Below are 26,089 nucleotides of genomic sequence, written 5' to 3'. Positions count from 1 at the left end.
TCCTTAGTTACCAACGGTCACATAAATGTGACAGGATTGTTTAGAGATACGATCACCACGACCCTTAGCGCGTGCTGTGAAGCGCTTCAGAATCGCACCCTTTTCGACATAGATAGTCTTTACTTTCAGCTCATCGATGTCAGCGCCATCATTGTGTTCGGCGTTTGCAATTGCAGACTCCAACACTTTCTTGATGATCGCAGCACCTTTTTTAGGGCTGAATGCCAGGATATTCAATGCCTGATCTACTTTTTTACCGCGAATCAGGTCAGCCACCAGGCGACCTTTTTGCTCAGACAGACGCACACCGCGCAAATTTGCTTTAGTTTCCATCATCGGTCCTTATCTCTTAGCCTTTTTATCGGCAGCGTGACCCTTGAACGTACGGGTCAGCGCGAATTCGCCGAGCTTGTGACCAACCATGTTTTCGGAAACATAAACTGGTACGTGTTGCTTACCGTTATGTACCGCAATGGTCAAACCGATGAAGTCCGGCATAATTGTCGAACGACGGGACCAGGTCTTGATTGGCTTTTTGTCTTTAGTCGCTTGCGCGGTTTCGACTTTCTTCACCAGATGGGCGTCGCAGAACGGCCCTTTTTTCAATGAACGTGTCATGTTTTATCCCTTATTTCTTGCCACGGCGTGAGACGATCATCGAAGTAGTACGCTTGTTGCGACGTGTCTTCTTACCCTTGGTTTGCTGACCCCATGGCGATACTGGATGACGACCGGCTGCTGTTCTACCTTCACCACCACCGTGAGGATGGTCGATCGGGTTCATGACCACACCGCGAACGGTAGGACGAACACCGCGCCAGCGCATTGCACCAGCTTTACCAATCTTGCGCAGGTTATGCTCGCCGTTGCCTACTTCACCGACTGTCGCACGGCATTCGATATGAATGCGGCGAACTTCACCGGAGCGCAGACGAACCTGAGCGTAAGTACCTTCGCGTGCCATCAGCACAACGCCAGCACCAGCTGTACGTGCGATCTGAGCACCTTTACCTGGCAGCATTTCTACGCAATGCATAGTTGTACCAACAGGGATATTACGGATAGGCAGGCAGTTACCAGATTTGATCGGTGCTTGCGAACCATTCATCAACTGATCACCAACTGTCAAACCTTTAGGAGCGATGATGTATGCACGTTCGCCGTCCGCATAGCACAACAAAGCAATGTGCGCTGTACGGTTAGGATCGTATTCAATACGCTCTACTTTTGCAGGAATACCATCCTTGTTGCGTTTGAAGTCAACAATACGGTAATGCTGCTTGTGGCCACCACCGATATGACGGGTAGTGATGTGACCGTTGTTATTACGGCCAGCAGTTTTTGATTTCTTTTCCAACAAAGCAGCGAACGGACGACCTTTGTACAGGCCTTCTGTCACTACCTTCACCATACCACGACGACCTGGTGAGGTTGGCTTCATCTTAACGAGTGCCATGCTTATGCCCCCTCAGTGAAGTTAATTTCCTGACCTGGCTTCAAGCATACAAAAGCGCGTCTTGTATGATTGCGGCGGCCATTAAATTTACCGGTACGTTTTTGTTTACCTTGGCGATTTGCTACTTGTACGGATTCAACTTGTACTTTGAACAGCAATTCGACGGCAGCTTTGATTTCTGGCTTGGTTGCATCTGGCATAACCAGGAAAACCACTTGCTCATTCTTTTCAGCAACCATCGTTGCTTTTTCAGAAATAACAGGAGCCAGCAACACCTTCATCAGGCGTTCTTCGCTAATTTTGACTTGTGCGCTCATGCCAGCATCTCCTCAATCTTTGCCAGTGCTGGCTTGGTGATCAACACTTTCTTGTAGAACACCAAAGAAACTGGATCAGCATAACGTGGCTCAACAACCAGTACGTTTGCCAGATTACGCGCTGCCAACATCAGGTTTTCATTGAATTCGTCAGTGATGATCAGGACGGAATCCAGGCAACCCATTGCTTTCAGTTTGTCGGACAACAGTTTTGTCTTAGGTGCGTCAACAGCAACATCGTCAACCACATTCAAACGACCTTCACGAGCCAACTGAGACAGGATCGAGCAGATACCTGCGCGATACATCTTTTTGTTAACTTTGTGAGAGAAATTCTCATCAGGTGTGTTCGGGAATATACGACCACCGCCACGCCACAATGGAGAAGAAGACATACCAGCACGTGCACGACCAGTACCTTTTTGACGCCAAGGTTTCTTGGTTGTGTGATGGACTTCTTCACGATCTTTTTGTTTGCGATTACCGCTACGAGCATTGGCTTGGAATGCAACGACGACTTGATGGATCAAGGCTTCATTGTAGTCACGACCAAAGATAGTATCAGGAGCGGCTACATTAGACGCTGCTTGACCTTGTTCGTTTAGGAGCTTCAGTTCCATGGATTAGGCTCCCTTCTTGGCTTTAACTTTAACAGCAGGAGATACAATCACCTGACCATTTTTTGCACCCGGCACGGCACCCTTCACCAACAACAACTGACGCTCTGCATCTACGCGAGCGATTTCCAGATTTTGCACAGTGCGAGTTACGTCACCCAGATGACCAGTCATGCGCTTACCAGGGAATACACGACCTGGATCCTGCGCCATACCGATAGAACCAGGTACATTATGCGAACGGGAGTTACCGTGAGTAGCACGGCCAGAAGCGAAGTGGTGACGCTTGATGGTACCGGCATAGCCTTTACCAATCGTTACGCCTTGCACATCCACTTTTTGACCAGCTTCGAACAAACCGACAGGCACAACATCGCCAGCCTTCAGTTCAGAGGCTTTAGCAGCATCAATACGGAATTCTTTTAATACAGTACCAGCTTCAACACCTGCTTTTGCGAGGTGACCGGCAGCCGCTTTTGTTACGCGGGATGCACGGCGCTGACCGAAAGTTACCTGAACAGCGGAGTAACCGTCTGTTTCAGGAGTTTTGACTTGCGTCACGCGGTTGTTGGATACGTCCAAAACAGTAACAGGTATTGAATCCCCGTCATCTGTAAAGATGCGCATCATGCCAACCTTGCGACCAACTAGGCCCAAGCTCATTGTTTTCTCCATTCTCACCTACGATTGGGTGAGGCTGATGTTTAAAAAACTTAAACGAATAGGCCAGCCGGAGCTGACCTACATCTAAGCCTTCGATTATAGCCCGCAAATTTTTTATTTACAAGACTAATTTATTTGAATTTTCGAAAAATTGTGGTATGTCGAATTTTCAGTATTTTTCTGAGAATACTAATTTGCATCAGTATTTTCAAATCAATAAGAATTATTGCAGTTTGATTTCTACGTCAACGCCAGCTGGCAGATCGAGCTTCATCAACGCGTCAACTGTTTTATCAGTTGGGTCAACGATGTCCATCAAGCGCTGGTGAGTACGGATTTCAAATTGATCACGGGAAGTTTTGTTCACGTGTGGGGAGCGCAGTACGTCGAAACGCTGGATACGTGTAGGCAGAGGAACCGGGCCTTTAACAACAGCGCCAGTGCGCTTGGCTGTTTCTACGATTTCCAGAGCGGACTGATCGATCAGTTTGTAATCGAAAGCCTTCAGACGGATACGGATTTTTTGATTTTGTGTGGACATGTTCATTCCTATAAAGAGCGAGCCAGGTACGGCAAAGCCGCCGGCATATTTAATAAAGAGCGAAAACTAAATTGGCTGCCGCATCAAATTCAATACGACAGCCAACTAGTATACTACAAATTACGGCAGATATTACTCGATGATTTTAGCAACAACGCCAGCACCGACTGTACGGCCACCTTCACGGATAGCGAAGCGCAAGCCTTCTTCCATCGCGATCGGGTTGATCAATTTGACAGTGATAGATACGTTATCACCTGGCATGACCATTTCTTTGTCTTTCGGCAACTCGATCGAACCAGTTACGTCCGTTGTACGGAAGTAGAACTGTGGACGGTAGTTGTTGAAGAATGGAGTATGACGGCCACCTTCATCTTTGGACAGAACATAGATCTCGCCTGTGAAGTGCGCATGTGGCTTGATCGAACCTGGTTTGGACAATACTTGACCACGTTGGATATCTTCACGCTTGGTACCACGCAGCAATACGCCGACGTTGTCGCCTGCTTGACCTTGGTCGAGCAGTTTGCGGAACATTTCAACGCCAGTACATGTAGTCTTGACTGTGTCTTTGATACCAACGATTTCGATCTCTTCGCCGACTTTGATGATGCCGCGCTCGATACGACCGGTAACAACTGTACCGCGACCGGAGATGGAGAATACGTCTTCTACTGGCAACAGGAAGGCGCCGTCAACTGCGCGTTCTGGTGTTGGGATGTAGGAGTCGAGTGCATCAGCCAGTTTCATGATGGCTTCTTCGCCCAGAGGACCTTTGTCGCCTTCGAGGGCCAGTTTAGCGGAACCTTGAATGATAGGCAGGTCGTCGCCTGGGAATTCGTATTTGGAGAGCAATTCGCGCACTTCCATTTCAACCAGTTCCAGCAACTCTGCGTCATCAACCATGTCGCATTTGTTCAGGAACACGATGATGTATGGAACGCCAACTTGACGTGCCAACAGGATGTGTTCGCGAGTTTGTGGCATAGGACCGTCTGCTGCGGAGCAAACCAGGATCGCGCCGTCCATCTGAGCCGCGCCAGTGATCATGTTTTTAACATAGTCAGCATGGCCTGGGCAGTCAACGTGGGCGTAGTGACGGCCAGCTGTTTCGTACTCAACGTGGGCTGTATTGATTGTAATACCGCGCGCTTTTTCTTCTGGGGCTGCGTCGATCTGGTCGTATGCTTTAGCTTCGCCGCCGAATTTTTTCGACAGAACTGTTGCAATCGCTGCTGTCAGTGTGGTTTTGCCGTGATCTACGTGGCCAATTGTACCAACGTTGACGTGCGGCTTGGTGCGCTCGAACTTACCTTTTGCCATTTTATTCTTCCTTCAAAAAGAACGATTTATCAACAATAGAAAACCTACCCCGGCATGGGGCAGGCCTTTGATTCTTTATTACTTAGCTTTGGATGTGACGATAGCGTCAATCACGTTCTTAGGTGCTTCAGAGTAGTGCTTGAATTCCATGGAATACGTTGCACGACCTTGTGTAGCAGAACGCAGGGATGTGGAGTAACCAAACATCTCAGACAAAGGCACTTCAGCTTTGATGATCTTGCCACCGCCGCCAGCGATTTCGTCCATACCCTGAACCATACCGCGACGTGAAGACAGATCACCCATGACTGTACCAGCGTAGTCTTCAGGTGTTTCTACTTCAACAGCCATCATTGGTTCCAGGATAACTGGGCTTGCTTTACGGCAACCATCTTTGAACGCCATCGAACCCGCCATACGGAAGGCGTTTTCGTTGGAGTCAACGTCATGGTAGGAACCGAAGAACAATGTGACTTTAACGTCAACCACTGGGTAGCCAGCCAATACACCGGAAGTCAGTGTTTCGCGAACACCTTTTTCAACTGCAGGGATGTATTCGCGTGGAACTGTACCGCCCTTGATCGCGTCAACGAATTCAAAGCCTTTACCTGGTTCTTGCGGTTCGATCTTCAGAACAACGTGACCGTACTGACCACGACCACCGGATTGCTTAACGAATTTACCTTCGATTTCTTCGCAAGTTTTGCGGATAGTTTCACGGTAAGCAACTTGTGGTTTACCAACTGTCGCTTCAACGTTGAATTCACGCTTCATACGGTCAACGATAATATCCAGATGCAACTCGCCCATACCGGCGATAATTGTTTGACCAGATTCTTCGTCAGTACGTACGCGGAAAGATGGATCTTCAGCAGCCAGACGGTTCAATGCCAGACCCATTTTTTCCTGGTCGGCCTTGGTTTTTGGCTCAACAGCCTGAGAAATAACTGGCTCTGGGAACACCATGCGTTCCAGAACAACGATCGCTTTTTCGTCACACAGCGTATCACCAGTTGTTGTGTCTTTCAGACCAACGACCGCAGCGATATCACCTGCCATCATTTCTTTGATTTCTTCACGTTGGTTCGCGTGCATTTGAACCAGACGGCCGATACGCTCTTTTTTACCTTTGACAGAGTTGAAAACGCTGTCGCCAGAATTCAAAGTACCGGAGTAGCAACGGATAAAGCACAATTGACCAACGAATGGATCAGTTGCGATTTTGAATGCCAGAGCAGAGAATTTCTCTGTATCTTCAGCTTTACGGACAACTGGTTCGTCATCTTCGTTCACACCAGGAACTGGTGGAATATCCAATGGGGATGGCAGGTATTCAACAACCGCATCCAGCATCGCCTGTACACCCTTGTTCTTAAATGCAGTACCGCACATCATAGGAACGATTTCAGAAGCGATAGTACGCTGACGCAAAGCAGACTTGATGTCAGCTTCAGACAGGTCGCCATCTTCCAGGTATTTGTTCATCAGCTCTTCGCTGGCTTCAGCAGCTGCTTCAACCATGTTTTCACGCCATTTTTGCGCGTCAGCCAACAGGTTTTCAGGGATATCACGGTATTCAAATTTCATACCTTGAGATGCAGCATCCCAGATGATCGCTTTCATCTTGACCAGATCGATAACGCCTTCGAACAGGTCTTCAGCGCCGATAGGTACTTGCAGAGGAACTGGGTTAGCCTTCAGACGGGCACGCATTTGATCGTACACTTTGAAGAAGTTCGCGCCAGTACGGTCCATCTTGTTGACGAATGCCAGACGTGGGACTTTGTACTTGTTAGCCTGACGCCATACGGTTTCAGACTGAGGCTGAACACCACCTACTGCACAGTAAACCATGCAGGCGCCATCGAGAACACGCATGGAACGCTCAACTTCAATCGTGAAGTCAACGTGGCCTGGTGTATCGATGATGTTGATGTGATGCTCAGGGAAGTTGTTCGCCATGCCCTTCCAGAAGCATGTTGTCGCAGCAGAAGTAATGGTGATACCACGTTCCTGCTCTTGCTCCATCCAGTCCATGGTAGCCGCGCCATCATGCACTTCACCAATTTTGTGGTTTACACCTGTGTAAAACAGTACGCGTTCTGTCGTTGTTGTTTTACCGGCATCAATGTGAGCGGAAATACCGATATTGCGGTAGCGCTCAATGGGGGTCTTACGGGCCATAGCTAATCCTAAATCTTTTAATGGACAAAACCGAGCGCATTTTTTTACAAAAATCGCGCCCGGCCTGATTCAAAATACTTGCCAGAGCCATTGCATTAAAGACATACAACAGCTCCTTACTCTTACTCTTAGAAGCGGAAGTGAGAGAAGGCCTTGTTGGCTTCAGCCATACGATGGACTTCGTCACGTTTCTTCATTGCGCCGCCGCGGCCTTCTGCGGCTTCCAGCAATTCACCACCCAAACGTTGTGGCATGGATTTTTCGCTACGCTTGTTAGCGGCTTCACGCAACCAACGCATAGACAAAGCCAGACGGCGAACTGGACGCACTTCTACAGGCACCTGGTAGTTCGCGCCACCAACACGGCGGGATTTAACCTCAACCAGTGGCTTGGCGTTGTTGATTGCCAGCGCAAACACTTCCAAAGGATCTTTACCAGATTTTTGTTGGATGTGGTCAAATGCGCCGTAGATGATGCCTTCAGCAACAGACTTCTTGCCGGACAACATCAATACGTTTACAAATTTTGCTACTTCTACATTACCGAACTTTGGATCCGGCAGTACGTCCCGTTTCGGGACCTCACGACGACGTGGCATTTCAATTCCTTTCAATCTTCAGTTGAGCACAAAGCAACATTTTGCTCCACGCTCGCGACAGGCCATCATAACCGGTCACTTACTCGGCTCATTTCCAAACCGACACTGATCCGTAATAGCTTACGGAGATTAAATTACGAGATAATTACTTCTTAACTGCCTTAGCGCGCTTAGCACCATATTTGGAGCGAGCTTGCTTACGGTCTTTAACGCCTTGAGTATCCAAAGCACCGCGAACCATATGGTAACGAACACCTGGCAAATCCTTTACACGACCACCGCGCAGCAATACCACGCTATGTTCTTGCAAGTTATGGCCTTCACCGCCAATGTACGAAATAACTTCGAAACCATTAGTCAGGCGAACTTTGGCAACTTTACGCAAAGCCGAGTTAGGCTTTTTTGGAGTTGTCGTATAAACGCGGGTGCAAACGCCACGTTTTTGCGGGCTGTTTTCCAGCGCCGGCGATTTGCTTTTCACACGTGCAGAAACACGTGGTTGGCGAATCAGTTGATTGATGGTTGGCATCGTTTTTAATCCAACAAAATACAACGTTAAACACAAACCCGGAAACGGTTGCCCGGGAACTTAAAATCATTTTTAGCCTGAATTCTCAGGCCCACCCAATATGCTGCCTGCTTTTTAAGCATTGCCTGCCTGACAAAACCGGGCAAACCAACAATAGAAAACGCAAACCCAAAATCGAGAACTCGCAATTTTATGTCGCTTCGCACAAGCCTGTCAACGCTTTTTATTTCTACAATTCAAGTGCTTAGCTCGATTTGCGGGTGTGCAAGCAGCCTTTCAGAGTAGAAAATTTCAGCAAAAAATCAAGGTTTACCGGGCCATACAGAAAAACCGGGAATTAACTGAAAAGCAAAATATGCTTAAATCTCTCATTCCTGCGGCATATATACAGTCAATACAAAGTAAATCATTTACTATTTACGCCCTTAAACTGCCGCTTGCCGCAAAATCCGGGTCTCTCCATTGAAACCCAGGCTAGTACGGCGCAGCCGACCAACCTGTCGCAAGATATAAATAACAATGCCCGTCCTGTTTCGTCCAGCTTCGCTGTACCTGCTTCTCAGCTACCTGCTGATTTCATGTCTGCCGTTTTTCCCCTTGCTGCAAGGACAGCCCGTGGAAAAGCCCTGGCATCTGCTGGTAATGGAGCTGGTGTCCTGGCTGGGTTTCTGGGCCTTGCTGCAAAGACCGCGCTGGTTTCACTACCTGCTGCTGCCAGCCTTCTTTGCCGTGCCTGTTGAAGTTTACCTGCGCTTATATTTTGGACAAGGCATCTCTACCCACCATCTGGGCATCATGGTGGAGACCAGCCCCAAGGAAGCAATGGAATTTCTCGGCAATAAAGTCTGGCTACTGTTATTGCTAGTGATTGCAGTAAGCGTCTGGTGGTGGAGCCTGCTGCGTGCTGCAAAAAACCATACGCACTGGGACTGGACACACCGTTCACGCTGGGCAGTTTTGCTGCTTTTTATCGTCGGCATTGCCACCTGGACTTATGGTGAACAGATAGGCGTCGCCAAGGCAGCAGTTACTGCCAGTGCCAGCAAAGCCAGTGGTAGCGCAGCAGCAACACCAGCTTCAGCCTCAACGGAAGATGAGGAAAAAGACGAAGATGAAGAGGAAGAAGCCAGTGCATCTGCATCTGTGTCGGCCTCTGCGGCGGAGGCAAGCCCGGCCAGCGCCTCTGCAGACATGCTGACGCGCTGGCATGCCAGCCTCAAAAAGAACCTGCCCCCGTTGCCACACTGGGCCAAAATCCCTTATGACGAAGAGACGTATATACGGAGCTGGCCATTTGGCCTGGTCTTGCGCGGCAATGATTTTTGGGTAGAGCGTGATTACTTGGCCAAACTGTCAGAGAAAAGCCGGGCTTTCCGCTTCCAGGCGCATCTGGATGGCAACCCGACAACACCACAAACCATCATCATGGTGATAGGCGAGTCTTCGCGCTTTGACCGCTGGAGCCTGAATGGTTATGAGCGTGACACCAATCCCTTGCTGAAAAAAGAAAGCAATCTGGTCAGTTTCAGCGACGTGGTGACTGCAGTCTCTGCCACCCGTTTGTCGGTGCCCATCATCGTCTCGCGCAAGCCGGCGGCACAAAGCCTGAAGGCAGGTTTTTCTGAAAAGTCATTCCTGACCGCCTTCAAGGAAGCCGGATTCAAGACTTACTGGCTGTCAAACCAGATGAGCTTTGGCCAGTTCGATACGCCAACCTCGGTCTTCGCCAAAGAAGCTGATGTCACCCAGTTTTTAAACCTGGGGGGCTTTACCAATAGCTCCAATCTTGACCAGGTCTTGCTGGAACCCATGGCAAATGCCATGCGAGATGCCGCGCCGAAGAAACTCATCGTTTTGCACACTCTGGGCAATCACTGGAATTACAGCCACCGCCATCCGCAGTCTTTTGATAACTGGAAACCTTCTTTATATGGCGTCGTCAATCCTGCCTATACCGACCTGAAAAACAAGCAGGCGCTGAACAACAGTTATGACAATTCCATCTTGTACACAGACTGGATGCTGTCAGAAGTCATACAGAAGCTGAAAACCAGTTCGCAAATCACTTCACTATTTTATATATCAGACCATGGCCAGACCTTGTATGACGGCAGTTGCAACCTGGCTTTCCATGGTCACAATACCCAGTACGAATTCCATGTCCCGGCATTCATGTGGTATTCAGATGCTTATCAAGAACATTTCCCGGACAAGATAGTGCAGTTGCGCCGGCACCAGAAAGCAAAGTTATCGACAGAAAACGTTTTCCACAGCCTGCTGGACATGGCTAATATCCGTTACCCCGATGAAAAACTGGAGTGGAGCATACTCAGCAAGCAGCTCAAACCTCATACCCGTTATGTCGATAGTTATGGCTGGACCAATTATGACAACTCCACCCTCAAGGGTGATTGCCGTGAAGTCATGGATAAAAAAACGCCATTAGTACAGGAAAAATAGGCGGCGGGTATTAAATTGCTATACCCGGTGAATGCGAGGATGCTCGATTGCGGTAAATACACTTTGTCACTTACACTTGCGGAATATGCCTCACGAGATCCCGCCCACCCTGCAATTAAATCATCAGCAACAGCCCACCGCCATCGTCGCTGGTGCATGGCTGGTGCATGCCCTGTCATCATCCGCCACCATGCAGGAGATCAGCGCTCAGTTGAACAAGGCTGCCAGCCAGCCCGGCATACGCTGGGATTTAAGCCAGATCAGCACGCTGGACCACATAGGTGCGCAAATGCTGTGGCGGGCCTGGGGCAAGCAAAGACCTGAGCACGTCAAGATTCTGCCTGCCCATGAAGGCTTGTTTGCCCGACTGGAAGAAGTCAGCAAAATCCTGGTACCGCGCCCGCCCAAGCAAAGGCTGACGCGCACCATGCTGCTCGGCACAAAAGTGCTCGGCCTGTTTCAGCATTTATACAGCTTCACTGCCCTGCTTGGCCAGCTCATGCTGGATTTGCTGCGCTTTGCCCGCCATCCCATCAAGGGCCCGTGGAAAGAATTGTCGGCCAATATTTATCACACAGGTGCACAGGCGTTGGGCATCACTGCCCTGGTCGGTATTCTGATCGGTGTGGTGCTGTCTTATCTGTCGGCCCAGCAACTGCGCACTTTTGGTGGCGACTTATACATCGTCAATATCCTGGGCATGAGCATCATCCGCGAACTCGGCCCCATGCTGGCAGCAATCCTGGTGGCCGGACGTTCTGGCTCTGCCATTACAGCGCAACTGGGTGTCATGCGGGTGACGGAAGAACTCGACGCCATGCGCGTCATGGGCATACCACATGGTTTTCGCCTCATCATGCCCAAGGTGCTGGCGCTGGCCATTGCCATGCCATTACTGGTGATCTGGACAGATATCATGGCATTGACCGGCGGCATGATCTCGGCCCAGGCTTTGCTGGGCATGTCACCTGAATTTTTTGTCTATAAATTACCGGAAGTCGTGCCGCTGATCAATTTCTGGATAGGCCTGTCCAAAGGCGCTACCTTTGGCATACTGATCGCCCTGATCGCCTGTCATTATGGTTTGCGCATAGAACCCAATACCGAGAGTCTGGGACGCGGCACCACCAGTTCCGTGGTGGTTGCAATCACGGTAGTTATCATTGCCGATGCCATTTATGCCATCATCTTCAGCAAGGCAGGCTACTGATGGCGGGCGAGAACATCATAGAAATCCGCGATCTGCGTACCCAGTTTGGCCGGGCCGTAGTGCATGACCAGTTGGAGCTCAATGTCAGGCGCGGCGAGATTCTGTCTATCGTCGGTGGCTCAGGCTCTGGCAAGACAGTGCTGATGAGGCAGATGCTGGGACTGGAAACACCGGCGCGTGGCAGTATCAAGGTATTTGGTGAGGACTTGCATGATCCGCAGGCGCGGCATCTCGATTATTTGCGCAAGCGCTCCGGCATGCTGTTTCAGCATGGTGCCCTGTATTCTGCCCTGAGCGTATTCGACAACGTTGCCCAGCCCATGCGTGAACTGGGCACACTGCCGGAAGACCTGATCAATGACCTGGTCTATCTGAAGCTGCACATGGTCGATATCGCCTTTGAACATGCGCGCAAGATGCCCGCCGACTTGTCCGGAGGCATGATCAAGCGCATCGCCCTCGCGCGTGCCCTGGCACTGGACCCGGAGTTGTTATTTTTAGACGAACCGACAGCGGGTCTGGACCCTGACCGCTCGGACAGCTTTGTCGAACTGATACTATCGCTGCACCAGCAATTACGCCTGACCGTCATCATGGTGACACATGACCTTGACAGTCTGTTTGCCCTGTCCAGCCGGATTGCCGTGCTGGCAGAAAAACATGTTGTTACCATAGGAACACCGAGGGAAGTCGTGGCCTACCAGCATCCATTCATACGCAGTTTCTTTCTTGGCGGACGCGGCGAGCGCGCCATGGAAGTACTGCCACCACAAACGCATCAGGAAATATAAGCTATGGAAAACAGATCTCATGCGCTCATGGCAGGTTTCTTCACCATTGCCCTGCTGACACTCACGACCGTATTGGCCATCTGGCTGGGACGCGACAAGATCAAGCGCATACCTTATGACGTGGTCACCTCATCGGCAGTGTCCGGTTTGAATTTACAGGCCGCCGTGCGCTACAAGGGCATCAAGGTCGGCAATGTCACGGATATCGACTTTGATGATAATAATCCGGGGCAAATCATCCTGCGCCTGGAAATCATCCCCGATGCGCCGGTCACCAGCTCCACTTATGCCACGCTGGGTTACCAGGGTGTCACCGGCATCGCTTTCGTGCAACTGGATGATGAAGGCACATCCAAACAGTTGCTGGTAGCCAACCATAAGCCTGACGTGGTACCACGCATACCCATGCGCCCCGGCATGATGCAAAACCTGGAAAAACGCGGCCAGGCTATCCTGGCCCAGGCAGAAGAACTGACGCGCAGGCTCAATACCATGCTCGATCCGGCCAATCAAAAATCCTTGATGACCGCGGTAGAAAATATAGGCCAGGCTTCTGCTGCATGGAAAGAGTTGCCAGCCAAATTTGAACCCACGCTGGCGCGTCTGCCTGAACTGGCAGACCAGGCCAAATTGACCATGGTTGAAGTACGCAACTTGTCTGGCAATGTTGGCAAGCTCAGCAACAACCTGAATCAACTGACCACCAGCCTGCAGGCCGAAGATGGCCCGTTGGCAAAATTCAATCTGGTCATGGACAATGTAGGCAACAGCCTGACTCTGGATACCCTGCCCAAGGTGCAAAGCGTGGCAGGCGACGCCAAAGCCAGCCTGCGCTCTTTTGGCCGCCTCTCGGATTCACTCAAGGAAAGGCCGCAAAGCCTTTTGTTTGGCAATCCCGTCCCTGCACCTGGCCCGGGCGAGCCTGGCTTTGTCGCTCCCAAGTAAAGGAATCCACATGAGCTACCCTGCATTTTTTTGCCACTTCAGTAAATTCAGCAAGACTGGCGCGACCATATTTTCCTTATTTGCCCTGTCCTTACTGGCTTTGCTATCTGCGTGTAGCAGCAAACCGGTAGTACAACAGTCCCAGCAATATGATTTTGGCCCGTTTGCCGCGATTGCCCCCACCCAACCCGGCCCTGCAAAATTCCAGATCAGCATTGCGGAAATCAACATAGCACCGGCGCTGGACAGCAATGCCATGTTATACAGACTACAATATGACAATGTGCAGCAACTCAAGGCTTATTCCCTGCACCGCTGGAGCATGCCGCCCGCACAATTGCTGGCGCAAAGACTGAAAGCCGGTCTGGTGGCGCAAGGTGCCGATGTACTGGCAAATACCGATGGTGCCGCCAACCTCCCGGTATTACGCCTGGAGCTCGATGAGTTTTCCCAGATATTTACGACAACCAGCCAGAGCAACGCCCAGATCAGCCTGCGTGCTTCTGTCATCAAGGGACACAAGCTGATAGCACAGAAAAGCTTCCAGCAAAAAGTCACAGCAACAACTGCGGATGCGCCTGGTGGTGCCAGAGCGATGCGCGAGGCAGCCGATGCCAGCATCAACGACATCCAGGCCTGGATCATGGGCTTGCCTTTAAAATAAGCTGACAATACAAGTCTATTATTGCCCCTTAAAGCCAAGCGCATGCAGCCAGATCACAGTCAGGCACTACCAGACACACCAGTTGGTGAGCCCATCAACCCGCCAGCCAGCGAACAACTGCAGACCTTGCGCAGCTCGCCGTTTGCCAGGGTGAGCCTGGTTGCCTATCTGTTTCTGATCATTTATGCGAGCTGGTACCCATTTACCGGCTGGCAAACCAATAGCTGGGCAGCGCTGCCTGAACTGATCAAGCAATGGCCACGCTACTGGGGTGGCTTTGATGCCATCATCAATGTGGTGGGCTATATGCCCTTTGGCATGCTGGTGGTGTTTGCGCTTTACCCATTGGTCAGGCGCTGGTGGGCTGCCTTGCTGGCAACACTGGCCGGTGCACTGCTATCTGCTACGGCAGAAATAGTGCAAAACTTCTTGCCCAGCCGGGTTACCTCTTTACTGGATTTTTTGACGAATACCTCAGGTGCTATGCTGGGTGCAATATTGGGTGCCTTGCTGACGCCATTGATACTCGAAAAAGGCCGCCTGCAATTACTGCGCAAGCAATGGACGCACAAGGAATCCAGCCGCGAAATACTGGTGCTGGGTCTGTGGACCATGGCGCAGATTTATCCCCAGGCCTATCTGTTTGGCCTGGGCCAGATCTTGCCCGTGATTTCGCAAACCCTGAGCGAAATGATGGACATGGATATTGATATCAGCGCGTTTTTGCTGCAGGGTTTCGAACTCAGCGCAGAAGAATACCTGCTGTCAGAAACCATTATCACAGCCTGCAGTTGTACCGGTGCACTACTGATTTGCCTGAGTCTGCTGAACCGCCACGCGCCCAAGACCATCCTGTCAGTTTTGTTGCTGGGGGCTGCATTGACCATCAAGGCACTGGCCAGCGCCCTATTGTTCAAGCCTGAATATGCATTTGCCTGGCTGACGCCGGGTGCACGTGGTGGTTTGCTGATCAGCATCATCATGCTGTATGGTTTTTCCTTTGCGCCATCCCATGTACAGAAACGACTGGCCCTATTGATGCTGACGATATCGTTGATCGTCATCAACCTGGTCTCTGACAATCCCTACTTTGCCGCCACCATGCAAACCTGGGTGCAGGGCAAGTTTTTGAACTTCAATGGCGCAGCCCAATTCCTGTCTTTGTTCTGGCCATTTCTGGCGATCTGGGCGCTATTACGCAAGCCGCGTCCGGTGTAAAAGTCCCCTGACTGCGCAATTGCAGTATCATAGCGGGCAACAAGCGCCATCACCCGGTGGCGGTATCAACCGCAGGCTGGATATCTTATGTCTGAAGCACTTTATTTTCAAAAACACGTCTTTTTTTGCCTGAACCAGCGCGAAGACGGTCGCCCTTGCTGCGCTGACCGTGGTGCGCAAGCCGCCCAGGAACATGCCAAACGCCGTATCAAACAGCTGGACATGAATGGTCACGGCAAAATCCGCATCAACAAGGCAGGTTGCCTTGACCGCTGCGACGATGGACCTGTCCTCGTAGTCTATCCGCAAGGAACCTGGTACACCTATGTCGATCAATCCGATATTGATGAAATCATTGATGTCGACCTGATAGGCGGCGGTATCGTCGAACGTTTGAAAGTCTGAGGGTCCAATTATCATGAATGCCCAGACTGAACACTTTTCACTCCAGGGCGCCGCTGGCAATTTGCAATGCGCGCTGGACCTGCCTGATACTGAAACCCATGCCACCCCGATAGGCCTGGCACTGGTCGCCCATCCGCATCCGCTATATGGCGGTACCATGGACAATAAGGTCGCGCAAACCCTGGCGCGCGCCTTCACTGCCCTGGGTTACGTCGCCGTACGCATGAACTTTCGTGGAGTCGGCAAGTCAGAAGGTACGCATGATGCAGGCATGGGGGAAACTGACGACATGGAATTATTATTGACGGCCATGCGCGCGCGTTTCCCGGATCTGCCACTGGCCCTGGCTGGGTTTTCCTTTGGTACTTTTGTGCAGGCACGCCTGCAACAGCGTTTGCAGGAAAATGGCAAACCCGCAGAACGCCTGGCACTGGTCGGTGCGGCCGCTGGCAAATGGGATATGCCTGCGATACCTGCCAACACTATCCTGGTGCATGGCGAGCTGGATGAAACCATCCCCCTTTCTGCGGTGCTGGACTGGCTGCGCCCGCAAGACATACCCGTGACCGTCATACCCGGCGCAGACCATTTCTTCCATCGCCGCCTGCACCATATCAAACAACATATCATCAGCATGTGGGATAAAACCTGATGATGTCACCGCAAGATTCCATGCAGACAACAACTGACCATGCATCTGGCGAACCCACTACTATTCGTTTTTTGTCACCCTTTGTTTTACTAGTTCATCAATGAAAAAATTCCTCGCCTCAATTGCCGTTTCGCTGCTGACCATGTCAGCCGCAGTCGCGCAAACCCTGCCTTCACCTACCATTGCATCAAAAGCCTGGCTCTTGCTCGATGCCACCAGCAATCAGGTCATCGCCGCACAAGAACCTACCATGAGCGTAGAGCCAGCCTCGCTGACCAAGATCATGACGGCTTACCTGGTGTTCTCTGCCCTCAAGGACAAGAAGCTGGACCTGAACCAGAGCATCAATGTCTCTACCCGCGCCTGGAAAGTCGATGGCAGCAGCTCCAAGATGTTTATCGAACCAAACAAACCAGTCACCATCAATGAATTGCTGTATGGCCTGATCGTACAGTCCGGCAATGATGCCGCCGTTGCCCTGGCAGAAGCCGTGGCCGGTAGTGAAGAAGCCTTTGTCGTGCAAATGAACCGCGAAGCAGAGCGCATGGGCCTGAAAGCCACCCGCTTTGCCAATCCGCACGGTTTGCCCAGCAAGGACAACTACTCTACGGCACAAGACCTGTCGACACTGGCAGCGCGCCTGATCATTGATCACCCTGAGTTCTACAAGACGTATTACTCTACCAAGAGCTATACCTATAACAAGATCACCCAGCCCAACCGCAACCGCCTGCTGATGCTAGACCCTACGGTCGATGGCATGAAAACCGGCCATACCACTGGAGGTGGCTATAGCCTGATCTCGTCGGCCAACCGCCCGAATGGCACAGGCCAGCGCCGCCTGATCTCAGTGGTCATCGGCACCGAAAGTGACTCTGTACGTGCACAGGAAAGTTTGAAACTGTTGAATTGGGGTTTCCTGAACTTTGAAACCCTGAAGCTGTATGACAAAGGCCAGGCCGTTGCCACGCCAGAAGTCTGGAAAGGCACGCAGCCTCAGGTCAAGATAGGTTTTGACCGTGAGCTGTATATCACATTGCCAAAAGGCTCTGCCGCCAAACTAAAACCGGCACTGGAACGCAAGGACCCGCTGGTTGCCCCTGTTGCATTAAACAGCAAGGTCGGCGTCATGAAAGTCATGCTCGATGGCAAAGCAGTTGCCGAAGTACCAGTGATTGCACTGGAACAAGTCAACCAGGCCAGCATCTTTGGCCGTGCCTGGGATTCGATACGCCTGATGTTCAAGTAACTCTTGACGCAAACTGGCCCGGGTTGATGCTCACACATAAACCCGGGCTATGCCCGTATGCCGTATTTGCATAAGCGAAGACGGCTTTCCATGTAAGAATAAGTTCCTCACTTTTTTACCTGCCCTGTCTATCATGAACGAAGCCCTGGTCTATCTCAATGGCGAAATGACACCCCTGTCCGAAGCCAAAATCCCGGTACTTGACCGTGGCTTTATCTTTGGTGATGGTATCTATGAAGTCATCCCTGTGTATGGTCGCAAGATGTTCCGTGCCGACCAGCATCTGGCACGCCTGTTCCGCAGCCTGGCTGCCATAGGCATCACCAACCCGCACAGCAAGGAAGAGTGGCTGGCCCTGATCGCCAAGGTCATGGCAGCCCATGATGCAGACGACCAGATGGTCTATCTGCAAGTGACCCGTGGCGTTGCCAAGCGCGCCCATGCCTTCCCCAAGGATGAAATCACTCCTACAGTCTTCATCATGACCAACCCCATCGTCCTGCCAACAGCCACAGCACGTGAAAACGGGGTAGCCTGTGTTTCCATGGAAGACAAGCGCTGGCTGCGTTGCGAGATCAAATCCATCTCCTTGCTGGGTAACGTGCTGGCGGCACAAAACGCCGCCGAAAACGGCGTGACAGAGAGCATACAATTCCGCGACGGTTACCTGACCGAAGCATCGGCATCGAATGTCTGGATAGTCAAGGATGGCGTCCTCATGGGCCCGCCTAAAGACAACCTGATACTCGAAGGCATACGCTACGGTCTCATAGAAGAACTGTGTGCCGCCAACAATATCAAGCTCGAAGCCCGCCGCATTACCCGCGAAGAAGTCTTTGCAGCAGATGAAGTCATGCTCTCATCTGCCACCAAGGAAGTGCTGGCGGTAGTGAAGCTCGATGATACGGTGATAGGCGATGGCAAACCCGGTGCGGTTTATCATCAGTTGTATGCGGCTTATCAGGTGGCCAAGGCAGTTTGATTTGCATGCCGTAAACTTCGCACGGGCGTAGGTTGGGCTACGCTTCATCAGCCCAACACTCAGCCTCTGCAAACGTATACGTTATTTAAACGCCCAGTGTTGGGCTGGTAAACCGTAGCCCAACCTACGATTAAAAGCCTACTCCGCCTTTGCCTGCCCCAACAAACTAAACCCATGCGTCCAATGCTGACGCTGGAATGCATAGCTGATCCACAACATCGCCAGCGGCTCAATCAAACGTGCTGCCGTAATGTCACCCATGTCAATCGCGCCACGCCAGCCAAAATCACGCAGGATGGCTGTCACTTCCTGTTTGGCCCCTGCATCATTCCCGGCAATAAACATATCCGGCTGACCATCTGAAAATTTTGGCTGCACCATGTGCGTAAACACGATGGTATTAAAAGCCTTGACCACCCGCGCCTGTGGCAGCAGTCTTTGTACCAGCTCACCGGCAGAATCACTGAAGCCTACCGCCAGCCTGGGTGAGCCTGCAGCAAAATCCAGTAATGGATTGACAGCATCAATGACGGTTTTACCAGCAAAATTGGCAGGACCAGCCAGTGCCAGGCTCTCAGATAAGCCATCCCATGGCAGGGCCAGGAAAACCAGGTCGGCGGCCTTCGCAGCATCTGCATAGCCGCTGGCCGTTGCCGTTGGCACTACTGCCAGCGCCTCCCTGCTTTTATCGCTATCAGGGTTACGTGTACCAAAGATCACTTGATAGCCGAGGCTGGCAAAGCCTTTGGCGACGGCAACGCCAACGATACCATTACCCAGAACTGCGACTGTTTTTGTAACTGTTTGCATTTTTTACTCCCATGTATGTGTTGACGGAAGTGATTGTGATCTCATTGATTAATATTGATAAGCCAGCTATTCTTATTTTCACTCACAACTTCAGGTTACGAATATGAAGCTCGATGCCTCTCAACGTATTCCCGCCATACTGTCTTTCATACAGGCGGCAGACCGGGGCAGTTTTGCGGCTGCGGCCAAGGCACTGCATATTTCGGCAGCAGCGGTCAGCAAAAATGTGGCGGGCCTGGAGCAAACCCTGGGCGTGCGCCTCATGAACCGCAGCACTCGCTCTTTGCAATTGACCAGCGAAGGCCAGACTTTTTTGGGAAACGCGCGCGCAGCGATAGATGCACTTGACCATGCAGTAGAGAGTGTCAGCCGCCAGCATGCAGAAGTGGTTGGCCAAGTCAGGATATCGACAGGCAATGCCTTTGGTCAGCATTACCTGCTGCCATTGTTACCCAAACTGCGGCTGCGCCACCCCGGCTTGCGGCTGGCGATAGACTTTGATGACCATCGCATAGACCTGGTGCGTGACGGTTATGACCTGGCCTTGCGCGGTGGCATGATAGAAGATTCCAGCATCATTTCGCGCGCAGTCTGCCCTCTGTACACCGTACTGGCGGCTGCGCCCTCTTACCTTGAGCAATATGGCGTGCCGCAACAGATCAGTGATCTGGATCATCACAAGCAAATCGCCGTGCGTTTTTTGAATGGCAAAATGACGACCTGGAACCTCAAGCTCAGGCAGGGTGAGATAAATCGCCCTTACCCGCGTGAACCTGACCTGACGGTGTCAGCGCCAGAATCTGCCGTGCAGGCGGCTATCATGGGTCTGGGCATTGCCCAGGTGGCAGTGCATCATTCATGGCGTTATTTGCGCGACAACAAGCTCAAGATTGTGCTCGGCACTTTTCATGAAGCAGGCAATAGACAGATGGTATTGCAATATCCACACCGCGCCCTGATCGCGCCCCGCGTCAAGGCGACCGTGGATTTTTTGCTGGAAGAACTGGCACAGACCGAGTCTTTGCATGTGCCTTTCGCATCGCTTGCAGCCTTTCATGCCTGAAGCAAAAGCTGGCATGTTGACATGCGGGCAGCGAGCGATGCTATTGGAATTTAATAGCAAGACCCCATATACTGACATTAAGTTATTTTGAGATTTGGAAACATTATGGAAATGAGACCCATCCCCCCGAAGAAAGTCTGATTGAATATCCTAGTGAGTTTCCCATCAAGGTCATGGGACCTATGCATGATGATTTCACCCAGACCATGGTGGAAGTCGTGACTTCGTTTGACCCGACCTTTCATGCAGGCAAGGTAGAGATGCGCCCATCCAGCAAAGGTGCCTACATCTCGGTGACGGTGACAGTATTTGCCACCAGCCGCGAGCAACTGGATAATCTGTACCGCGCGCTGTCGTCTCACCCTATGGTGAAATTCGTGCTGTAAGCAATCTTGCCTGACTGGTCACAGCCAGTCAGGCACACCTCTTATGTCAGAGCCCCTGACATGTCCATTTGCTTTTTCTCTTCAGCGACTTCTGCCAGCAACCATTCCCTGAATGCCTTGACCTGTGGTTTGGCCAGTGCCTCTGGTGGATAGACCAGGTAATAAGCAACTTCACAAGGGATATCGATATTGAACAGGCGCTGCAATAAGCCCGCCTTGATATCCGGCTGCACAATAATATGCCTGCCAAGAGCGATACCCTGGCCATCTACTGCGGCACGTGCCAGCATGGATGAGTCCTGGAATACCAGACCACCAGTCGGCTCAGCATTATCCAGTCCGGCAGCGCGAAACCACGGCTCCCAGGGTTCACCATCACAACGCAATAATTGCATGCTGGCCAGTTCAGCTGGTGTTTGTGGCAACTGCCCGCCATGATAATACGGGCTGGCAACAGGGTAATAATAATCCCCCATCAATAATTCACTGATCATGCCCGGGTAATTACCGAGGCCAAAGCGTATGCCCACATCTATCGACTCCATATTGTAATCAGCCAGGTGACTACTCGACTGCAGGCTGACTTCCAGATCAGGGTGATGTTCGATAAAGCGCCCGAGGCGCGGTGACAGCCAGCGCGCCGCAAACGATGGCAGCGAGGTAATGCCCAGACGCTTTTGCTTGTTGCGTTTCTTGAGCAAATCAGCAGCATCACCCAGGTCCATCAGTGCTTTTCGGATGGTCGCAGCAAATTGCTCGCCATCAGGCGTGATGCTGATGCGCTTACCATGGCGAATGAACAGGGGTACGCCCAGCTCTTCTTCCAATGCCCTTACCTGATGGCTGATCGCCCCATGGGTCAGGTGGATTTCTTGCGCAGCCTTGGAAAAATTCTGATGGCGCGCCGCCGCTTCAAAGGCACGCAGGGCAGCGAGATTAGGGAGTCTTCGGAAATCCATATTATATAAACTGAAGGTAAGCTGAGGGAAAGCTGAGTGTGAATTTGTTATAAGCTTATTACGATCTTATTGTGAATTATTTTAGCAAGGCATTCAAAAATTACTCGTTTTATTTTCTTGTGATGCAAGACTACAATGCTTTCATCGCAGTGCAACAAAGTGAATATCACTCTCTATACAGCAGAATGCATTGCCACTTTAGCAGTAAAAAAACAGGAGTAAGGAAATGACAAATAATTTCGCAAACCCATCATACATGATCGCCGCTGGTGGCACATTGTCTGGCACAGCCGAACATGCCCGTAAAATTGAAGTGGCATGCGGCCGCGTCTGGTTGACAGTTGCTGGCCAGGTGGATGATTACTGGCTCAGCACTGGCGAATCCATGGTCATACCAGCCAATCAATTCGTCGTGATCGAAGCTGAGAATCAAGCCAGTGTTATCGAATTGTCTGCCGTATCCAGCGTGATCAATGTAAAAACCATGGCTGGCACCAGCTACCTGCAAAAACTGACACGTAAATTGAGCCAGGCATTTGCCTGAACACTAAAAGCAGCACCGGGGCGAATATGGCACAGACTGCACTAATCCTGATTGACGTACAGCAAGGCTTTGATCATCCCAAGTGGGGACAGCGCAATAATCCGGCGGCCGAGCAATATATGGCTGCCCTGCTGCAACACTGGCGTGAGCAAGAACAGCCTGTGATCCATGTACGGCATCAGTCGCAAGAGCCAGATTCTCCCCTGCGTGCCGGACAAGAGGGCTTTGAATTCAAAGCCCTGGCACACCCGTTGCCAGGTGAAACCATCTTCACCAAGAAAGTGAACAGCGGCTTCATTGGCACTGAGCTCGAAGCATGGTTGCAAGCCAAGGGCATCAAGCAACTTGTTATTGCTGGCCTGACCACAGACCACTGCGTATCAACCACCACCCGCATGGCGGGCAACCTCGGCTTTAGCGTAGAGCTCGTGGCCGATGCCTGCGCCACCTTTGACCGCCCTGGTGTCAATGGTGAGCTGATACCAGCAGAAGAAATCCACCGCATCCACCTCGCCAGCCTGCACAATGAATTTTGCGTCGTCAAAAATACCTCTGACGTCATTGCTGCGCATACCAAATAAGTGCTCTAGAAATCCGGCTGGCATATCCATGACTTAGCCACCTATAATGTCCATTCCAATAAATTCAGGAATGGACATGGGCAAGCCGATAGAAGTACATATCGTTCACGCATTTACCCAGGAAAATGAAGGTGGTAACCCGGCTGGAGTAGTATTAAATGCCGATAGCTACACGACAGAACAAAAACTACAGATCGCCCGCGCCGTAGGCTTGTCAGAAACTGCCTTTGTCTCAAACTCGGACTGCGCCACCTACAAGCTGGAATTCTTCACCCCAAACCGCCAGATTGCCCATTGTGGCCATGCCACGGTTGCTACGTTTTCACTCTTGCGTGAACTCGGTAAAGTCAGCGAAGGCCTGTGCAGCAAGCAAACCATAGATGGTAACCGCGACATTCTCATCAAGGGTGAGCTGGCCTTCATGCAGCAAAGCACGCCGCGCTACCAAAGCATTTCTGCCGATGACAGTGATGGCTTTGCCAGCCTGTATGAACGCATCTTGCAAAGCATGGGCCTGACCGAACATGACTTGCTGCGTGAACGCCTGCCTACCATCGTCAATACCGGCAATGCATTCCTTGCCATCCCCATCATAGGCCGCGAATGCTTGGCCAATATCCAGCCCGATCATGAAGAAATCGGCAACATCAGCGAAGAGCTGGATCTGGTCGGCTTCTATCCCTTTACGCTTGACGTACAAGACAGCAGCCACGCCGCCAGCACCCGCATGTTTGCCCCGCGTTATGGCATAGGCGAAGAAGCCGCCACCGGCACCGCCGCCGGGCCACTGGCATGCCTGCTCTACAGCCAATACAACATCCAAGGCCCGACCTTGCAAATAGAACAAGGCGTACTCATGGAACCCGCCTCTCCCAGCCTGATCAAGGTGGAGCTTGACATACAACAAGGCCAGATACCCAGCCTCATGGTGGGTGGCAGAGCAAGGGTCGAGAAGACCATGGCAGTCAGGATTTGATAAGCGAGGTCGTCATTTCTTGTAGGTTGGGCTACGGGTTATCAGCCCAACACTGGGCCTTTAATAAACGAATACGTCATTTATAGGCCGAGTGTTGGGCTGGTGAAGCGTAGCCTAGCGAGGCCTGGCCCAACCTACGTTATGTCCCAACCTCAATCCCCTCCCCCCACCATAAACTTATCACTTATCTCTCTAACATGGCATTTACACAAGCAAAGACCTCGCCCCCACAAAATGTTACACTAGCAGCCTATGCAAGCTGCCCTCGCCCCCAACGTCACACCCCGCATCATCCACCGCGGCATTGAGCCCTATCAGCTCACTTTCGACGCCATGCGCGCGTTTACTGATGCGCGCGATGAGCATACGCAAAATGAATTCTGGATCGTCGAACACCCGCCCGTGTATACCCTGGGCCTGGGCGCTGACCAGTCACATGTGCTGGCTGCCCATGACATCCCGGTAGTACAGACCGACCGTGGCGGTGAAGTCACCTACCACGGCCCTGGCCAGGTTGTGATCTACCTGCTAATAGACTTGCGCCGCAGCCATCCCAAGGCAAGATTATTCGCCCGCGAATTCGTCAACAAGATAGAACAGGCAGTCATCAACACCCTGGCAGCGTATAATCTCGCTGGTGAACGCAAGGAAGGCGCGCCTGGCATCTATGTCAGCGACGGCCAATGGCAAGGCGCCAAGGTCGCCGCCCTGGGCTTGAAAGTGCGCGGCAACGGCTGCACCTATCATGGCGTATCACTGAATGTAAATATGGATTTGACACCGTTTTCCTGGATTAACCCCTGCGGCTATGCTGGCCTTGCCACGGTGGACATGAAAACCCTGGGCGTGACCGTGCCGCTAAGCCAAGTCCAGAATGCACTCGCACAGAATTTGCAAGATCTTTTGACTGCCCCCTGATTTTTCGACATCGCTTCATACCATGACAACCGAAAACACACCCGTCGCCACCGCCGCTTACGATCCCACCGAGAAACAAAAAGGGGCAAACAAGACTGCACGCATCCCTATCAAGATCGTGCCGATGGAAAGATTGCCCAAGCCAGACTGGATACGCGTCAAGGCCGGTTCACCGACCACCCGCTTCTATGAAATCAAGGATATCCTGCGCGCCAACAAACTGGTGACAGTCTGCGAAGAAGCCTCCTGTCCCAACATAGGCGAATGCTTTGGCAAAGGCACGGCCACCTTCATGATCATGGGTGACAAATGCACCCGCCGTTGCCCCTTCTGCGACGTCGGCCATGGCCGCCCTGATCCGCTTGATGTCGATGAACCAGCCAACCTGGCAAAAACCATCGCTGCCTTGAAGCTCAGCTATGTCGTCATCACTTCAGTAGATCGCGATGATTTGCGCGATGGCGGTGCCGCCCACTTTGCCGAATGCATTACCCGCGTACGCGAATTGTCGCCGATGACGCGCATAGAAATCCTGACACCGGATTTCCGTGGCCGCATGGACCGCGCGCTGGAAATCTTGAACATGGCACCACCAGATGTCATGAACCACAACCTCGAAACCGCGCCACGTTTGTACAAGGAAGCGCGCCCGGGTTCTGATTATGAATATTCCCTGAACCTGCTGAAACGCTTCAAGGAACAACACCCGAACACCCCAACCAAATCCGGCATCATGGTTGGCCTCGGTGAAACCGATGAAGAAGTCCTGCAAGTCATGCGCGACATGCGCGCCCATAATGTCGATATGCTGACCATAGGCCAGTACCTGGCACCAAGCGGCCACCACTTGCCAGTACGCCGCTATGTCCACCCGGATGTGTTCAAGATGTACGAAGAAGAAGCCTACAAAATGGGCTTCGCCCATGCCGCCGTAGGCGCAATGGTGCGTTCAAGCTACCATGCAGATCAACAGGCGCATGGGATAGGTTGAAATAAAATTCCATCCTTGCCAAAGGATGAGTAAATCTGACGAATTGACTGGTTCGA

General features: G+C 51.6%; 30 protein-coding genes. 17 read left to right on the top strand and 13 right to left on the bottom strand.

What is annotated here, in order from left to right; all coding sequences use genetic code 11:
* Window positions 1–3: 3 nt before the first annotated feature.
* From rplV to rpsL, 11 genes are all read right to left on the bottom strand, one after another.
* A complete protein-coding gene (gene rplV / locus UNDYM_RS02100) occupies window positions 4–336 on the bottom strand; it encodes a 50S ribosomal protein L22 (RefSeq protein ID WP_174244915.1) in 333 nt (110 codons plus the stop codon).
* A gap of 6 nt (window positions 337–342) precedes the next feature.
* Window positions 343–618, bottom strand: a complete 276-nt coding sequence (gene rpsS, locus UNDYM_RS02095; protein WP_110255916.1) for a 30S ribosomal protein S19 — start codon at window positions 616–618, stop codon at window positions 343–345.
* A 10-nt stretch (window positions 619–628) separates the two neighbouring features.
* A complete protein-coding gene (rplB, locus tag UNDYM_RS02090) occupies window positions 629–1,456 on the bottom strand; it encodes a 50S ribosomal protein L2 (RefSeq protein ID WP_162039550.1) in 828 nt (275 codons plus the stop codon).
* A gap of 2 nt (window positions 1,457–1,458) precedes the next feature.
* Window positions 1,459–1,773 carry a 50S ribosomal protein L23 gene (gene rplW / locus UNDYM_RS02085; RefSeq protein ID WP_110255914.1) on the bottom strand — a complete coding sequence of 105 codons (315 nt, stop codon included), beginning with the start codon at window positions 1,771–1,773 and terminating at the stop codon, window positions 1,459–1,461.
* Window positions 1,770–2,393, bottom strand: a complete 624-nt coding sequence (gene rplD / locus UNDYM_RS02080) for a 50S ribosomal protein L4 (RefSeq protein WP_162039549.1) — start codon at window positions 2,391–2,393, stop codon at window positions 1,770–1,772. Before rplD ends, rplW begins: the two co-directional genes overlap by 4 nt.
* A gap of 3 nt (window positions 2,394–2,396) precedes the next feature.
* Entirely contained in the window at window positions 2,397–3,053 is a 657-nt protein-coding gene (rplC, locus tag UNDYM_RS02075; protein WP_162039548.1) for a 50S ribosomal protein L3, read from the bottom strand.
* Between the two features lie 223 nt (window positions 3,054–3,276).
* Window positions 3,277–3,594, bottom strand: coding sequence for a 30S ribosomal protein S10 (rpsJ, locus tag UNDYM_RS02070; protein WP_110255911.1), 318 nt, complete (start codon window positions 3,592–3,594; stop codon window positions 3,277–3,279).
* A 132-nt stretch (window positions 3,595–3,726) separates the two neighbouring features.
* Complete coding sequence (gene tuf, locus UNDYM_RS02065; protein ID WP_162039455.1) at window positions 3,727–4,917, bottom strand: elongation factor Tu; 1,191 nt, start codon at window positions 4,915–4,917, stop codon at window positions 3,727–3,729.
* 78 nt (window positions 4,918–4,995) lie between these two features.
* Complete coding sequence (gene fusA / locus UNDYM_RS02060; protein ID WP_162039547.1) at window positions 4,996–7,101, bottom strand: elongation factor G; 2,106 nt, start codon at window positions 7,099–7,101, stop codon at window positions 4,996–4,998.
* Window positions 7,102–7,229: 128 nt separating this feature from the next.
* A complete protein-coding gene (rpsG, locus tag UNDYM_RS02055) occupies window positions 7,230–7,700 on the bottom strand; it encodes a 30S ribosomal protein S7 (RefSeq protein WP_162039546.1) in 471 nt (156 codons plus the stop codon).
* 145 nt (window positions 7,701–7,845) lie between these two features.
* Entirely contained in the window at window positions 7,846–8,229 is a 384-nt protein-coding gene (gene rpsL / locus UNDYM_RS02050) for a 30S ribosomal protein S12 (protein ID WP_110258019.1), read from the bottom strand.
* A 615-nt stretch (window positions 8,230–8,844) separates the two neighbouring features.
* On the opposite strand from rpsL, the gene UNDYM_RS02045 reads away from it, so the two are divergent.
* The 10 genes from UNDYM_RS02045 to UNDYM_RS02000 all read left to right on the top strand — a co-directional run bounded on the left by UNDYM_RS02045 (window position 8,845) and on the right by UNDYM_RS02000 (window position 18,805).
* Window positions 8,845–10,689 carry a phosphoethanolamine transferase gene (locus tag UNDYM_RS02045; RefSeq protein WP_370529428.1) on the top strand — a complete coding sequence of 615 codons (1,845 nt, stop codon included), beginning with the start codon at window positions 8,845–8,847 and terminating at the stop codon, window positions 10,687–10,689.
* A gap of 85 nt (window positions 10,690–10,774) precedes the next feature.
* Window positions 10,775–11,899 (top strand): ABC transporter permease, encoded by a 1,125-nt coding sequence (locus UNDYM_RS02040; RefSeq protein WP_162039544.1) that lies wholly within the window; start codon window positions 10,775–10,777, stop codon window positions 11,897–11,899.
* Window positions 11,899–12,690 carry an ABC transporter ATP-binding protein gene (locus UNDYM_RS02035; protein ID WP_162039543.1) on the top strand — a complete coding sequence of 264 codons (792 nt, stop codon included), beginning with the start codon at window positions 11,899–11,901 and terminating at the stop codon, window positions 12,688–12,690. The genes UNDYM_RS02040 and UNDYM_RS02035 overlap by 1 nt, the downstream gene beginning before the upstream one ends.
* A gap of 3 nt (window positions 12,691–12,693) precedes the next feature.
* A complete protein-coding gene (locus tag UNDYM_RS02030; RefSeq protein ID WP_162039542.1) occupies window positions 12,694–13,635 on the top strand; it encodes an MlaD family protein in 942 nt (313 codons plus the stop codon).
* Window positions 13,636–13,645: 10 nt separating this feature from the next.
* The gene (locus UNDYM_RS02025; protein WP_162039541.1) at window positions 13,646–14,299 is read left to right on the top strand and encodes an ABC-type transport auxiliary lipoprotein family protein; all 654 of its coding nucleotides are present in this window, start codon (window positions 13,646–13,648) and stop codon (window positions 14,297–14,299) included.
* Between the two features lie 42 nt (window positions 14,300–14,341).
* Window positions 14,342–15,517 carry a VanZ family protein gene (locus tag UNDYM_RS02020; protein WP_162039540.1) on the top strand — a complete coding sequence of 392 codons (1,176 nt, stop codon included), beginning with the start codon at window positions 14,342–14,344 and terminating at the stop codon, window positions 15,515–15,517.
* An 87-nt stretch (window positions 15,518–15,604) separates the two neighbouring features.
* A complete protein-coding gene (locus UNDYM_RS02015; RefSeq protein ID WP_162039539.1) occupies window positions 15,605–15,922 on the top strand; it encodes a ferredoxin in 318 nt (105 codons plus the stop codon).
* A 13-nt stretch (window positions 15,923–15,935) separates the two neighbouring features.
* The gene (locus UNDYM_RS02010; protein ID WP_162039538.1) at window positions 15,936–16,574 is read left to right on the top strand and encodes an alpha/beta hydrolase; all 639 of its coding nucleotides are present in this window, start codon (window positions 15,936–15,938) and stop codon (window positions 16,572–16,574) included.
* Between the two features lie 100 nt (window positions 16,575–16,674).
* The gene (locus UNDYM_RS02005) at window positions 16,675–17,823 is read left to right on the top strand and encodes a D-alanyl-D-alanine carboxypeptidase family protein (protein WP_162039537.1); all 1,149 of its coding nucleotides are present in this window, start codon (window positions 16,675–16,677) and stop codon (window positions 17,821–17,823) included.
* A gap of 133 nt (window positions 17,824–17,956) precedes the next feature.
* Entirely contained in the window at window positions 17,957–18,805 is an 849-nt protein-coding gene (locus UNDYM_RS02000) for a D-amino acid aminotransferase (protein ID WP_162039536.1), read from the top strand.
* A gap of 138 nt (window positions 18,806–18,943) precedes the next feature.
* Here the strand turns inward: UNDYM_RS02000 and UNDYM_RS01995 are convergent, their stop codons facing one another.
* Window positions 18,944–19,615, bottom strand: coding sequence for an NADPH-dependent F420 reductase (locus UNDYM_RS01995; protein ID WP_162039535.1), 672 nt, complete (start codon window positions 19,613–19,615; stop codon window positions 18,944–18,946).
* A 103-nt stretch (window positions 19,616–19,718) separates the two neighbouring features.
* Between UNDYM_RS01995 and UNDYM_RS01990 the strand changes: the two genes are divergently transcribed.
* Together UNDYM_RS01990 and UNDYM_RS01985 are read left to right on the top strand one after the other, a co-directional pair.
* The gene (locus tag UNDYM_RS01990) at window positions 19,719–20,678 is read left to right on the top strand and encodes a LysR family transcriptional regulator (RefSeq protein ID WP_162039534.1); all 960 of its coding nucleotides are present in this window, start codon (window positions 19,719–19,721) and stop codon (window positions 20,676–20,678) included.
* Between the two features lie 92 nt (window positions 20,679–20,770).
* On the top strand, window positions 20,771–21,064 hold the full coding sequence (locus tag UNDYM_RS01985; RefSeq protein WP_162044411.1) for a DUF493 family protein: 294 nt from the start codon (window positions 20,771–20,773) through the stop codon (window positions 21,062–21,064).
* Between the two features lie 41 nt (window positions 21,065–21,105).
* Here the strand turns inward: UNDYM_RS01985 and gcvA are convergent, their stop codons facing one another.
* A complete protein-coding gene (gene gcvA, locus UNDYM_RS01980; protein ID WP_162039533.1) occupies window positions 21,106–22,023 on the bottom strand; it encodes a transcriptional regulator GcvA in 918 nt (305 codons plus the stop codon).
* A 226-nt stretch (window positions 22,024–22,249) separates the two neighbouring features.
* Between gcvA and UNDYM_RS01975 the strand changes: the two genes are divergently transcribed.
* From UNDYM_RS01975 to lipA, 5 genes are all read left to right on the top strand, one after another.
* Window positions 22,250–22,567: a DUF2917 domain-containing protein gene (locus UNDYM_RS01975; RefSeq protein ID WP_162039532.1), complete on the top strand. Its 318-nt coding sequence runs from the start codon at window positions 22,250–22,252 to the stop codon at window positions 22,565–22,567.
* 26 nt (window positions 22,568–22,593) lie between these two features.
* On the top strand, window positions 22,594–23,148 hold the full coding sequence (locus UNDYM_RS01970; protein WP_162039531.1) for a cysteine hydrolase family protein: 555 nt from the start codon (window positions 22,594–22,596) through the stop codon (window positions 23,146–23,148).
* A 76-nt stretch (window positions 23,149–23,224) separates the two neighbouring features.
* Window positions 23,225–24,124 (top strand): PhzF family phenazine biosynthesis protein, encoded by a 900-nt coding sequence (locus UNDYM_RS01965; protein ID WP_197740970.1) that lies wholly within the window; start codon window positions 23,225–23,227, stop codon window positions 24,122–24,124.
* A 252-nt stretch (window positions 24,125–24,376) separates the two neighbouring features.
* Window positions 24,377–25,042, top strand: a complete 666-nt coding sequence (gene lipB, locus UNDYM_RS01960) for a lipoyl(octanoyl) transferase LipB (RefSeq protein ID WP_162039530.1) — start codon at window positions 24,377–24,379, stop codon at window positions 25,040–25,042.
* 22 nt (window positions 25,043–25,064) lie between these two features.
* A complete protein-coding gene (gene lipA, locus UNDYM_RS01955) occupies window positions 25,065–26,033 on the top strand; it encodes a lipoyl synthase (protein WP_162039529.1) in 969 nt (322 codons plus the stop codon).
* The last annotated feature ends 56 nt before the right edge of the window (window positions 26,034–26,089 follow it).

Origin of the sequence: Undibacterium sp. YM2 (assembly GCF_009937975.1) — a bacterium.
Classification (GTDB): Bacteria; Pseudomonadota; Gammaproteobacteria; order Burkholderiales; family Burkholderiaceae_D; genus Undibacterium.
The sequence above is the reverse complement of the archived record's forward strand: the minus strand, read 5'-3'. Positions and strand labels throughout refer to the sequence as shown.

Bases quoted from the DNA above. Each gene is read 5' to 3' on its own strand.
- UNDYM_RS02035 (WP_162039543.1), top strand. From the start codon at position 11,899: ATGGCGGGCGAGAACATCATAGAAATCCGCGATCTGCGTACCCAGTTT.
- rpsJ (WP_110255911.1), bottom strand. From the start codon at position 3,594: ATGTCCACACAAAATCAAAAAATCCGTATCCGTCTGAAGGCTTTCGAT.
- gcvA (WP_162039533.1), bottom strand. From the start codon at position 22,023: ATGGATTTCCGAAGACTCCCTAATCTCGCTGCCCTGCGTGCCTTTGAA.
- UNDYM_RS02030 (WP_162039542.1), top strand. From the start codon at position 12,694: ATGGAAAACAGATCTCATGCGCTCATGGCAGGTTTCTTCACCATTGCC.
- rpsS (WP_110255916.1), bottom strand. From the start codon at position 618: ATGACACGTTCATTGAAAAAAGGGCCGTTCTGCGACGCCCATCTGGTG.
- rplD (WP_162039549.1), bottom strand. From the start codon at position 2,393: ATGGAACTGAAGCTCCTAAACGAACAAGGTCAAGCAGCGTCTAATGTA.
- UNDYM_RS01970 (WP_162039531.1), top strand. From the start codon at position 22,594: ATGGCACAGACTGCACTAATCCTGATTGACGTACAGCAAGGCTTTGAT.
- rplV (WP_174244915.1), bottom strand. From the start codon at position 336: ATGATGGAAACTAAAGCAAATTTGCGCGGTGTGCGTCTGTCTGAGCAA.
- UNDYM_RS02040 (WP_162039544.1), top strand. From the start codon at position 10,775: ATGCCTCACGAGATCCCGCCCACCCTGCAATTAAATCATCAGCAACAG.
- rplC (WP_162039548.1), bottom strand. From the start codon at position 3,053: ATGAGCTTGGGCCTAGTTGGTCGCAAGGTTGGCATGATGCGCATCTTT.
- UNDYM_RS01990 (WP_162039534.1), top strand. From the start codon at position 19,719: ATGAAGCTCGATGCCTCTCAACGTATTCCCGCCATACTGTCTTTCATA.
- UNDYM_RS01995 (WP_162039535.1), bottom strand. From the start codon at position 19,615: ATGCAAACAGTTACAAAAACAGTCGCAGTTCTGGGTAATGGTATCGTT.
- rpsL (WP_110258019.1), bottom strand. From the start codon at position 8,229: ATGCCAACCATCAATCAACTGATTCGCCAACCACGTGTTTCTGCACGT.
- lipA (WP_162039529.1), top strand. From the start codon at position 25,065: ATGACAACCGAAAACACACCCGTCGCCACCGCCGCTTACGATCCCACC.
- rplW (WP_110255914.1), bottom strand. From the start codon at position 1,773: ATGAGCGCACAAGTCAAAATTAGCGAAGAACGCCTGATGAAGGTGTTG.
- UNDYM_RS02005 (WP_162039537.1), top strand. From the start codon at position 16,675: ATGAAAAAATTCCTCGCCTCAATTGCCGTTTCGCTGCTGACCATGTCA.
- lipB (WP_162039530.1), top strand. From the start codon at position 24,377: ATGCAAGCTGCCCTCGCCCCCAACGTCACACCCCGCATCATCCACCGC.
- UNDYM_RS02015 (WP_162039539.1), top strand. From the start codon at position 15,605: ATGTCTGAAGCACTTTATTTTCAAAAACACGTCTTTTTTTGCCTGAAC.
- fusA (WP_162039547.1), bottom strand. From the start codon at position 7,101: ATGGCCCGTAAGACCCCCATTGAGCGCTACCGCAATATCGGTATTTCC.
- UNDYM_RS02020 (WP_162039540.1), top strand. From the start codon at position 14,342: ATGCAGCCAGATCACAGTCAGGCACTACCAGACACACCAGTTGGTGAG.
- UNDYM_RS01965 (WP_197740970.1), top strand. From the start codon at position 23,225: ATGGGCAAGCCGATAGAAGTACATATCGTTCACGCATTTACCCAGGAA.
- tuf (WP_162039455.1), bottom strand. From the start codon at position 4,917: ATGGCAAAAGGTAAGTTCGAGCGCACCAAGCCGCACGTCAACGTTGGT.
- rpsG (WP_162039546.1), bottom strand. From the start codon at position 7,700: ATGCCACGTCGTCGTGAGGTCCCGAAACGGGACGTACTGCCGGATCCA.
- UNDYM_RS02000 (WP_162039536.1), top strand. From the start codon at position 17,957: ATGAACGAAGCCCTGGTCTATCTCAATGGCGAAATGACACCCCTGTCC.
- rplB (WP_162039550.1), bottom strand. From the start codon at position 1,456: ATGGCACTCGTTAAGATGAAGCCAACCTCACCAGGTCGTCGTGGTATG.
- UNDYM_RS02025 (WP_162039541.1), top strand. From the start codon at position 13,646: ATGAGCTACCCTGCATTTTTTTGCCACTTCAGTAAATTCAGCAAGACT.
- UNDYM_RS01975 (WP_162039532.1), top strand. From the start codon at position 22,250: ATGACAAATAATTTCGCAAACCCATCATACATGATCGCCGCTGGTGGC.
- UNDYM_RS02010 (WP_162039538.1), top strand. From the start codon at position 15,936: ATGAATGCCCAGACTGAACACTTTTCACTCCAGGGCGCCGCTGGCAAT.